Below are 10,195 nucleotides of genomic sequence, written 5' to 3' on the forward strand. Positions count from 1 at the left end.
AGGCAGGGATTGGTAATGGTAGGACGTTGTACCTCCTGGAACTGAAAATTAGCAGACTCCTTGGCTGAAGCGCTATCATAGACTTGAGATGACGGCTTGAAGGCAGCAGCCTGCCCTGACAAGCAGCCAGGGAATAACACCAGTGCGAGTAAGGGGAAATAAGGCCAGTTTCTCAAAACACTATCTAAATTATTAAATTTAAAGATTAATCGCCGGCTTTTTAAATATATGAACACTTCATGCTGCTGTCAATGCTAGCGCCATATATCCTGTGCTGTTAGTTGTACCGCCCAAAGATCAATTAGTTTTATATTTACTTGTATACCAAGCATTTTGAGAGTGCAAGAAGTAGAATTACATTTTACCAAAATTCGATTTGACTAAGACTTAATAACCGGCGGCCATGGTAAAACTTCATTTCATTTACCCCTGCAGATTAATTATTCCGCTGCTGGTTTGTTGGCTACCAACAAATATGCTTGCCGCACAGGACACGCTTGCTTTCAATTCGCTTCTAATTGGTCTTCAGGTTACCGAAAACTATAATCAGGAGGTTTTTCGGAACTACTGGGAGCCAGAAATGGGGGTGGAAGGCTTAATTTCGATGCCATTTTATTCTGGCGTTGCCCATGCCGGCGTGCAGCTAACCTGGTTTTCCGGGAAAAACAAAAGCTATCCTAATTTTTTCAATATACATCCCTTTTTAGGCTGGGGCTTCAGGATGTCACTTCCCTACCGATCCAGCTGGTATTTCTGTGTGCGGATCGGCATTGATCAGATGATATTCGATCAGCTTGAAGGTTATGAAAAAAGCGAGAGTGAAGTGGCTTCAAGTTTGAATACCATGTTCAGCATGCCCATTCACAGGGATTGCCATATGCTGCTCTCAACCGGTTACAAGACTATCTTTACTCAGAAGCGAATTCATCTGCTACAGATATCCGCTGGAATGGCCTATATCATAAGAACCCCACCCTGGTTGAAGGGATTTTTAGATTGAGAACCTGGCTCTTAATGCTGGTGCTCTTGATGTCAACGCTAGCAGCAGCTGAAATAGGTGATGAGACCCAGGAGTATCCAGGCGGTTCCATTCTAACAGCTGCCACGCTTAAACAAGCAGGTATCACCCGAATAGCCGACCTACTCCAGCTCCTGACCGATTGGAGTCTCAGTTCTACTGACGGTTACTCCTGGAGAGCAAGTGTTAATGGCTTGTCATCGTTCCAGAACCAATCGTGGTCAATTTTTCTGGATGGTCATAAGATCGATCTACGTTTCCTTGATTTCCATCACCTGAACATGTTGCCGGTGGTTATCGATGATATTGACTATGTAGAGGTCATAAGCATGCCACAACTGTATTGTGGTGAGTATAGCGACGGCGGGATAATTCATATTCATACCCGGGAGCCACCTGTAGGGCTGACGGTGAAAGGAAACTTGTTGCTTGGCAACGAGACGGGCGATCCGGGTCCCTATTTGTTTACGGAATATGCTACCCCCAACGTTGATAGAATAGCGAATGACGGGTCTCTAAGTATTGCCTGGGGATCAGGCTATTGGTATGCACGGGCCAATTTGATTATACAGAAACATTCATTCTCTGATGTTGCAATGCTGAGACGCAACTCGTCACTCATAGATGATTGGCCCGGGCTACACAACGCCATCTCTCCTTCGCTTGGCTTTGGTATAGAGGCCTTCAGGGGGGTACATGATATTTTCATCGGATTTCCGTATACCTCAAAGTATTTCTTCTATTTTGGCCCGTCAGGGAGAGAGATACCAGTCAACAGTAGCTGGCCGCATTTTGGGCTCAACGGTGAATTTTTCCCCGCGTCACGTACCAGCATGCGTTATCGCCTGCTTTTTTCAGGTCATCAAATCGATATGTATCCCAATACCCTTGATTTTGATTTTGATTGGCGAAAACGCAGCATCTATGCGGATGTCGAGATGAATTTTCGCAGTGCAAGTTATCGGACGACTATCGGAGCCGCATACGATCGTTTCATGCTGGACACAGATTATCCTTTAGAAAATGATACCTTCGCCCTTTATAAGATTTACGGCAATGTGAATCATCAGCTTTCTAAATCCATAAACCAGAATGTCTCCGCCTTCCTCGTATTCAACGGGAAGGATATTGCTTTAAAAACTGCCGTGGCCCATACCTGGGATATTAAACCAGACCACACTTTAAGATTCAATCTGGCTGTATCCCAAAGGCTTCTTGAGGAGGATAACAGTCTCTGGTATTGGATTGAGCGGGGATATGGTATACTAGAGACAGCGGGTATTGAATATACTCTGGATGGTGACCTCCGGGCTGGCAAGCAGATAGCCGCTGATTTGATGCTGGCATCCAGATTTGCCCGAGGGCTCAGGATTGAAACCGCGCTGTCTTACAGGAAATTTTCAGATCGTTATTGGATTGAGCAGCACTTTGTGTTCAACCCTGACGGCTACTCGGTTACGTCCCCGCTTGAAATTCACACTCGCAGCAAAGGGCAAGTGTTGGGCGCGAGAATGGCCGTGCTCTTCAGTCCCACACCTAAGGTTACCCAGCGCATTTCCCTGGGATATCAGTCTACAGCCGCGGGGAACAATTTCTTTAAGGATGGGTGGGGAGCGGTACCAAAGTATCGGGCAAATTATCAGTTTATCTACGTTCCAGTGGAAAGCTTCTCGATCTGGACCATGGTGGGATATGTGTCACCGGCCACCTGGAGAGAATACGAAAATATTGATGGCCGGCCTTACCTGAAATCGTCCGTTGGTAATTTCACCTATTCATCAACTATTGGCGGCTCGGTGATAATTGATTTCAAGGCGGAGAAGAAGTTTTGGGAAGAGCGGTTGATGTTGGCTATACTCCTGCGGAATTTGTTAAATCAAGACCATCGCTATCATCCTTTCGGTTCTGCGTTCGATTTCAGCCTTTTTCTTCAAGTGAAAGTACTTCTCGCGGCTCAGTAGACCGAGCCTTTCGCGATTATAGTGCTGAAAGCCACTATTAGATGAACACAACCTTCGTCCAGTCGCTGATGGCTATGCCTGGGACCGGTGAAAAGGTCTAACTTTTCGACTGGCAGGGACATTAGCGGGATGTGGATAGTGCGGTTACCGGACGACAGGGAGGATGGGCATTGAGATATAATATTAAAGACTCGGGATAAATTTTACCATCGCCGCGTATATCTCATAATAGTGAAAAAGCTCCATATGGGGTGCTTAGAATGAAACTTGATAGTAATTTTTATGTATAAGCCGCGATCCGACCGATAATATTCTTAGGACAAGCGGTGATCATTAGTTAATAGTAGAGTTATCTAGATTATGGAACAGACACACGCTAGGGAAGACCTTCAGCCAGAAGAATCGGCACCAGCCTATGATGATTCTTTAGAAGAGCGGCGCCTATCTATCATGGATGTTCTCTTGGTGTTGGCGCGACACCCCCGGCTCGTGGGGATCACCACTGCTATCTTCGTTGCGTTGGCCCTGGGTATCGCGATTGCCACTCCCTCCAAGTATACCAGCGTAGCGCGGGTGGTCCGCAACACTACGAGCAGCCAATCTGGTGGCCTGTTAGGGGGTGTTTCTGCTCTTCGAGGTCTGGGGATTACATTAGGGCCGTCGGAAGCCTTCATTGGAGAGAATACCTACCCCGATATTCTGAAAAGCCGGGAAGTACGACTGGCCATCGCTCGCAGTTCCTTTTATATCCCGGACTTAGGCACTACTATGACGCTGGTTGAATATTTCGACCGTCGGTCGATTTTCTCTGCCATCATGCGGGGGCTATATGCCATCACTATCGGCCTGCCGCGGACCATCATAGACTTATTCAAGGGAGCCCCTCCCGATCCAGGGACAGTGGCCGAAAACCTGGGCAGCAACTATGCGATCCTTGAGGAGGAGGAGAATGCTATTGAGAATTTAGCTGCGACAATTTCCGTGGGAGTTGACCGGAGAACCGGGATCATGGTGGTTTCATCGATAACTACTGATCCTCTTTTGTCAGCCCAGTTAACGGAGATGGCTATTGATCAGCTGGCGCAACGGGTGCGGGAAATCTATACTGAGAAGACAAAGGAAGACTTAGCCTTTATCCAATCTCGTTTTGCCGAAGCCCAGCAGGAGCTCGAGAAAAGCGAGGCGGAGTTGGCCGAATTCACCGATCGTAACAGGGACCCTCGAACGGCAAAGTTGCGGGTGGAGATGGAACGCTTGCAGCGGCAAGTCCTTTTTAAGACCCAGCTTTATAGTGAACTCCAGGCGCAGCTGACTCAGACAGAGATCGATCTGCAACGTAATCAGCCCATTATCACCGTCCTTGAGGCGCCCGTGCCTCCGACAAGAGCGAGTGGGCCGAGGAGAAAGGTAATGGTTCTTTTCAGTCTCTTTTTAGGGCTGGGTGTTGGTATGGGCCTGGCCTTCGTCTCGGATGTGGTTAAGCGGCGGGAGCGCGATGAGACCACCCAGGCTAAGCTGGTTGAGATAAAAGTGGCGCTCATATCCCCGAGGATTCGTAAGTGGCTGAGAATTTCCTAAGGTATGGATGGGAGAGTCCCGGTAAGCTCCCCGGCCCGGCTAACTGACCATCCGAATGAATAGGTCATGAAGGACTCGCTCCGCTTGGCTTATTTTTCCTCCCGCGCTTGCGAGACGCCGTTCCCCATAATCTGTTGACGAGAGGCCTACAGGTTTAAACCGTGCTGGAAGTCCTTCTAATTCTCTGCATCATCCCCGGTTTTTTTCTGGCAGTCAATTCTCCCCGGCTGTTGATGCTTGTGGTCTGGCTGCTCTATTTGCTCAACAACGGGCTGGCTTATTATCTCAATTTTGATATTCGCACCTATCTGCTGGCCACCGGTTTGCTTCTGGGCGCGATCGGCGCGGCGATCGTAACAGTTCTCCAGTATCGCACCACCGTCATTAATCCTGCTCTGCGTACGTTTCTCCTGTTTACCCTGGGAGTGGCGGCGTTTTACTTCTTTATGCGTCCCTCTCGGATTGACCTGGTAGCGTTTAAGGGAGTAATTGAGACCTTCCAGTATCCATTATGGGCTGCTTCCCTCGGGGTTCTGTTTTCGCTGAAACGCGATCCCTTTGAAAAAAACGTCAACTGGGTGCTCAGCATCAGTGTGAAATTTATGTTTATTCACTCCCTTGCCATTATCCTCCAATGGCTTTTCTTTCCCTCGCTAAAGGGCTATGATCCCTCGGTCAGTATTTCTCAGTGGGATATCTATAACGGTCTGTTCGGAGGATACGGCACGGGTTCAGTGACGCCCGTGCTGGCCGGTGTAGTGGCGACCGCCATCGCCTATCGATTTCACACCCGGCAGGCGGGATTCATGGACAAAGCTTTGCTGTTACTCCTGCCCTTTGCCCTGGTGGTATCCGAAGGCAAAGCGGGGATTTTCGCCATGGGTGCCGGCCTGTTGGCTTCATTCCTGCTTTTTCGATGGCGGGGAAAGGCCAAGCGAATACATACCAGAAGGATGGCACGTGGGATTGGGATCGCCTTCTTCCTTTTGGTGGTGCTGGGTCTTTCGGACCGGCTGCTGCAACAATACTATAGCGGGTCGCTGCTGTGGTCGCGCGAGCAGTTGGTGGAGTACCTGTTCCGGGAAAAGACGTCGCAAGGGACATTGCCCCGGCTGGGGAGCCTGGTGGCCCTGGTGGCCGAGGAAATTCAAGATCCGGATGTGCTGGCTACCGGTCACGGGCCGGGTTCGTCAGTAGGAATTACGGCCGCCGGTGACATCGCAGAATGGCATATCAACACCCTGTATGGGGTCGCATCCCGGGCGCTGAACCGGCTGATCTATGAGTTAGGCCTGTTGGGAATCTTGTCATATTCCCTAATTCTGCTTTTGTGCGTGCGGGCGGCAAAAGCATCCTGCCGCTTGGCCGATATGTCCGGGATTTTTAGTGTGGTTGTCATTGTTCTGGTCCTGCTCTCCGTCTTTGCCATAACCAACTACTATTCCGTACTCACGGATCGGCAGATAGGGATCTACGTATGGACGCTTCTGGGGATATTTCTCAGTGCATCCTGCTTGAATTCCCCTGAGGCTTTCAAGCCTACACACCCGACCTGGAACCGCCTAGGAGGGGTATCATCCTAGACCTTATCGCCAACCACAGTTGTGGGGGAAACATCGTCCCCACTGTCCTGCGCCGGGACGGTTCCTGAGAGGAGATCCAGTCACGCGCGTCCTGAGATGGGCCAAGGCCTTGTGTTACGTCATACACGGCATCATCACTGCCTTGTGGCTGCGCCGTACCAGCGGAGGCCATCTTACTCTCTATGGATTCTATGGTGCCTCCGATGATTCCCCAATTAGAAACATCGGCGATAACGCTATCCTGATCTCTATGCTGGAACATATGCGATCCATTGATATGCCGAAACTTATCTTTGTTTTTGATAAAGAAGGGAAGTACTCAATATACGGGGAAGAGTATCAGATCCGTGCCTATAGGTGGCGGCGGCTACGGGAGTGGCTTCCGATAATAGCCCGTACGCAGGTCTTTGTCATGGGTGGCGGCGGCATGCTGCAGGACTACACTGGAAGCGGCGGCACTACATCATATCTTTGCGCACTGAACCTGCTCTTCCGTCTGGCGGGGAGAAAGGTCATGTGGTATTCCAGCGGGATCGGTCCCCTGGTCTCCCGCAAGGCCCGGCTATGTACGGCCTGGGCTGCCCGCGCGGCCACCATGATTACAGTGCGGGATTCACATTCCAAGGAAATTCTCGAAGGGCTGGGTGTTCCAGCCGAAAAAGTCGTTACCACTACTGACCCGACTTTTGGGCTGGATCTGTCAGAGGGAAACTCAGGAGCCTCGAGGGCAAAGGAGATTAAAAAGGTCGGCCTCTCCGTGCTTCCCTTCTACCGTGTCTCAGGTATCGATCCTACGGGCGACCGGCGCCTCATCAAGGAGTACCGCATGTTTATCCGCTACCTGGGCGACCGGAAGGTCAAGGTGGTATTTCTGGCCTTTGAAAATTCCCAGGACCGGCAGATCTGTGAGGATATCCTGGCGGGGGATCAGCTGCAGAATGTCAGTGTTGCTGGGATCGGGGCTACTACCCAAGGGTTGCTGAGGGCATACCGCAGCTGTGACGCGGTGGTGGGCATGCGCTACCATTCTTTAATCTTCGGTCTGGTGGCCGGCGTGCCGACCGGCGCGGTGATTTATCACCCCAAGGTTCGAGCCCTGGTCAAAAAGTTCCAATTGGAGCGTTACGCCTGTGAATTGGCGGAGGTGACGGCGGAACGCCTCAAGGGGATTGTGCAGGCGCTTGAAGAAGATCAGGTGACCTACAGGGAGAGGATTACCCCATTGGTGGTTATAGAACGGGAGCTGCTAGGGCAGAATGATATCATACTGCGGCAGCTGATTAACGCGGGCACCGGCGGTGAGACTCAAGACTAGGACAACCGTAGACTTTTCCTATCTACTCTTTTCGTCGGTCTTGAGCCAGGGTTTGCGGATGGTCCGCAGTTTCATTGTAGCCCGGCTCATTGGTCCCCTGATGTTCGGCACCATCCAGGGATTAGCCATCTTCCTGCTCTATGTCCCCCTGATCCAGCTGGGGTATTACCAGGCAGTGGCCCGGGAGCTGCCCAAGCGCCTCCAGGCCGGGGATCAGGATGCTGTCCAGCAGATCAGTAACAACGGTCTTTTCATGGGCCTTCTCGCCGGTCTCGTCGGGCTGGTATTGTACATGACCATCTTTGCTATCCAAGGGTTGTCGATGTCCGGTCCAACCAGAATAGCCTGGTTGCTGTTTGCCGGGATGGTGGCACTTCAGCCTGTGACCCAGTTCTACCAGATGATCTACAATGCCTACGGGAAGTTCGTAACGGTGAGCAAGATCAAGATCGCCAACAGCGTGGTCTTTTTCCTGCTGCTGGTCCTGGTCCTGGCGTGGGATTATATCGGGCAGTTGATCAGCCTACTGCTCGCAGCGGTCATGATCGTGGCTCTATACATAGCTTATCACCCGATCGCTTTCGGGTTGCGCCGGATAGATTTTGCCCACATCGCAGGGATGATCAAGGCCGGTCTTCCGATCCTCGCCGCGGCCCTGTCCTTCAACCTGTTTTTTTCCATCGACCGGCTCTTCATCATCGGTTTCAAAGGGGCCGAGGCTTACGGCTACTATGCGCTGGGGGTGATCCTCTTCCAGATCGCCATGCTGGTTCCCGAGAGCATCCGCCAGATCGCCTACCGCCGCTTCAACGTGGAGTTTGGCAAAAGCGCTGAGGAGACACGGCTGCGGGTGATCTTCTGGAGGACTTTCCTGCTGGTTTCGGTAGTCATGTGGATGCTCTCCGTCACGGCCTATCACCTTGCACCCCTTTTCATTGCGTGGTTCCTGCCAGCCTACGCCCCCTCCCTGCCTATCGTGAAGATTTTTTCCATCGTGATGACTTTCACTGCCTCGGGACTGCTGGTCTCCAATGCCCTCTATGCTAGTTACCGCCAGCAGCGGGTTCTGGTGATCTATCTGATTTCGATTCTGATCTTTATTGGTGGTGCGGCCGTGGTGATGGTGTACGATCTGCCCACGTATGGGATCGCTCTGACCATGGGTGCCTCCCACGTGTTGGCGTGGGGTCTCATGCTGGTTGTAGTCATCAGGTCCACTGAGTACAAGGTACCAGGCGACTGGCTGAGAAAAACGGCACTGTTGTATCTGGTCCTGGCGTTAGTCTCCCTGGCGGCGACAATCGGTATCGAGGGAGCTGTCGGCCTGGCCCCCTCCCTGCTATTATCCGGGATTGCCATCACGCTTTACCTGCTGTTTATACTAGCTGGTGGCCTTGTCTTCCGCCATTCGCTGGTCAACTTGATCTATGAGATTCCATCTCCCAGCGGATAAGCCAGCATGAAGCGGACGGTCCTTTACTTATTTCATGTTTCCTATTTCGGTGGCGGTTCGGGGTGCCTTCTGAGGATGGTGCGGTCCCTGGATCGGGGGTCCTTTGATCCCGTAGTGGTCGTGAAGGCCGACGGTCCCCTGGTAGCGGCTCTGCATGAGGAAGAGATGGAGGTCCATATCGACCCGGCCATTCGAGCTATACCCTACTGCAGGTCCCTGCTATCATTAAGGCATATCTGGCAGTACGTGAGGACCTTCGCCTCCATCCGCAGGGTGGCCTACTGGATCAGACGGACACAGGCCGATATCGTTCACCTGAACACCATGTTACTGTATCCCTATCTGCTGGCGGTTCGCCTTGCCGGGAAGGCGGGGGTGCTGCATGCCCGTGAGCACTGGCCTGAAGGCCGGCACCGGCTGCAATTTAGCCTGCTGCGGTATTTCGCCCGGAGGTACGCCTCGGCCATCGTGGCCATTAACCGTACTACCGGCAATATCCTCAGGCTAGGGGATAAGACTACCATCGTCCACGACTGGGTCGATTTTGAAGGCCGGGATGAGGAGGTTGATCTAAATGCACAATTTGGCCTGGACCCTTTACGGCATAAAATCTTCCTTTATTTGGGGGGAATCCAGCCAATCAAGGGGGCCCTGGAAATCGTGGAGACCTTCCTGGAGTCTGACTTGGGAGCAGAGGTGAAGCTGCTATTCGTCGGGGGGATACAACGCAGGTACGGCCTGATAAAGGGTACCCTGCGGAAGCTGCTGCGCTTTCTGGGCCGGCCCACCTACAGCGACCGCATCCAGCGACTGATGCTGAAGCACCAGGGAAAAATCGTCGCCATGCCAGCTACAATCCAAGTAAAATCTCTCATCGAACAGTGCTATGCTATGGTATCATTCGCGACCAGACCACACGCTATCATCCCGCTGGTAGAGGCCGCCTGGCTTGGCAAGCCCTCCATTGCCGCCGACACGCCGGAGGCAAGGGAGTATACGGATAATGGCGCCGGAGCGATACTGGTGCCGATGAATGACCGGCACGCCTTGAGGGCAGCCTTTGAGAATCTGGCTGCGAATCCAGAGCTGGCCGCTGACCTGGGCCAGCGCGGCCAAGCCTATGTCAGGAATATTTTCGATAAGGAGTGGAACATTAACCTATTGGAGGGAGTATATCGTACCTTATGATAGTACATAAATCTAGGCAGGGTTTCATGCCAGTTTGGAATTGCCTGGAAGGGGGATTCTGAATGCTGGTAGCCATCAGGATACCCAAAATCCTGCTCA

At 51.9% G+C, this 10,195-nt stretch carries 8 protein-coding genes; 7 read left to right on the forward strand and 1 reads right to left on the reverse strand.

Annotation, left to right across the window (positions count from 1 at the left end; translation table 11 throughout):
- Positions 1-236 (reverse strand): hypothetical protein (locus ACETWG_08010; protein MFB0516533.1); only part of this gene is annotated, 236 nt, incomplete at its 3' end.
- Positions 237-403: 167 nt separating this feature from the next.
- Here ACETWG_08010 and ACETWG_08015 point away from each other — a divergent pair.
- From ACETWG_08015 to ACETWG_08045, 7 genes are all read left to right on the forward strand, one after another.
- On the forward strand, positions 404-1,000 hold the full coding sequence (locus ACETWG_08015; protein ID MFB0516534.1) for a hypothetical protein: 597 nt from the start codon (positions 404-406) through the stop codon (positions 998-1,000).
- Positions 997-2,979 (forward strand): hypothetical protein, encoded by a 1,983-nt coding sequence (locus ACETWG_08020; protein MFB0516535.1) that lies wholly within the window; start codon positions 997-999, stop codon positions 2,977-2,979. Before ACETWG_08015 ends, ACETWG_08020 begins: the two co-directional genes overlap by 4 nt.
- Before the next feature lie 360 nt (positions 2,980-3,339).
- Positions 3,340-4,557 (forward strand): Wzz/FepE/Etk N-terminal domain-containing protein, encoded by a 1,218-nt coding sequence (locus tag ACETWG_08025; protein MFB0516536.1) that lies wholly within the window; start codon positions 3,340-3,342, stop codon positions 4,555-4,557.
- Between the two features lie 161 nt (positions 4,558-4,718).
- Positions 4,719-6,140, forward strand: a complete 1,422-nt coding sequence (locus ACETWG_08030) for a hypothetical protein (GenBank protein ID MFB0516537.1) — start codon at positions 4,719-4,721, stop codon at positions 6,138-6,140.
- Between the two features lie 109 nt (positions 6,141-6,249).
- The gene (locus ACETWG_08035; GenBank protein ID MFB0516538.1) at positions 6,250-7,455 is read left to right on the forward strand and encodes a polysaccharide pyruvyl transferase family protein; all 1,206 of its coding nucleotides are present in this window, start codon (positions 6,250-6,252) and stop codon (positions 7,453-7,455) included.
- On the forward strand, positions 7,439-8,908 hold the full coding sequence (locus tag ACETWG_08040; protein MFB0516539.1) for a lipopolysaccharide biosynthesis protein: 1,470 nt from the start codon (positions 7,439-7,441) through the stop codon (positions 8,906-8,908). The genes ACETWG_08035 and ACETWG_08040 overlap by 17 nt, the downstream gene beginning before the upstream one ends.
- A gap of 6 nt (positions 8,909-8,914) precedes the next feature.
- Entirely contained in the window at positions 8,915-10,096 is a 1,182-nt protein-coding gene (locus ACETWG_08045) for a glycosyltransferase family 4 protein (protein MFB0516540.1), read from the forward strand.
- Positions 10,097-10,195: the final 99 nt, after the last annotated feature.

The sequence above is a fragment of the Candidatus Neomarinimicrobiota bacterium genome (assembly GCA_041862535.1).
Classification (GTDB): Bacteria; Fidelibacterota; Marinisomatia; order SCGC-AAA003-L08; family TS1B11.

Excerpts from the sequence above, each read along its gene's own strand:
- ACETWG_08025 (MFB0516536.1), top strand. The coding sequence starts at position 3,340 with ATGGAACAGACACACGCTAGGGAAGACCTTCAGCCAGAAGAATCGGCA.
- ACETWG_08015 (MFB0516534.1), top strand. The coding sequence starts at position 404 with ATGGTAAAACTTCATTTCATTTACCCCTGCAGATTAATTATTCCGCTG.
- ACETWG_08045 (MFB0516540.1), top strand. The coding sequence starts at position 8,915 with ATGAAGCGGACGGTCCTTTACTTATTTCATGTTTCCTATTTCGGTGGC.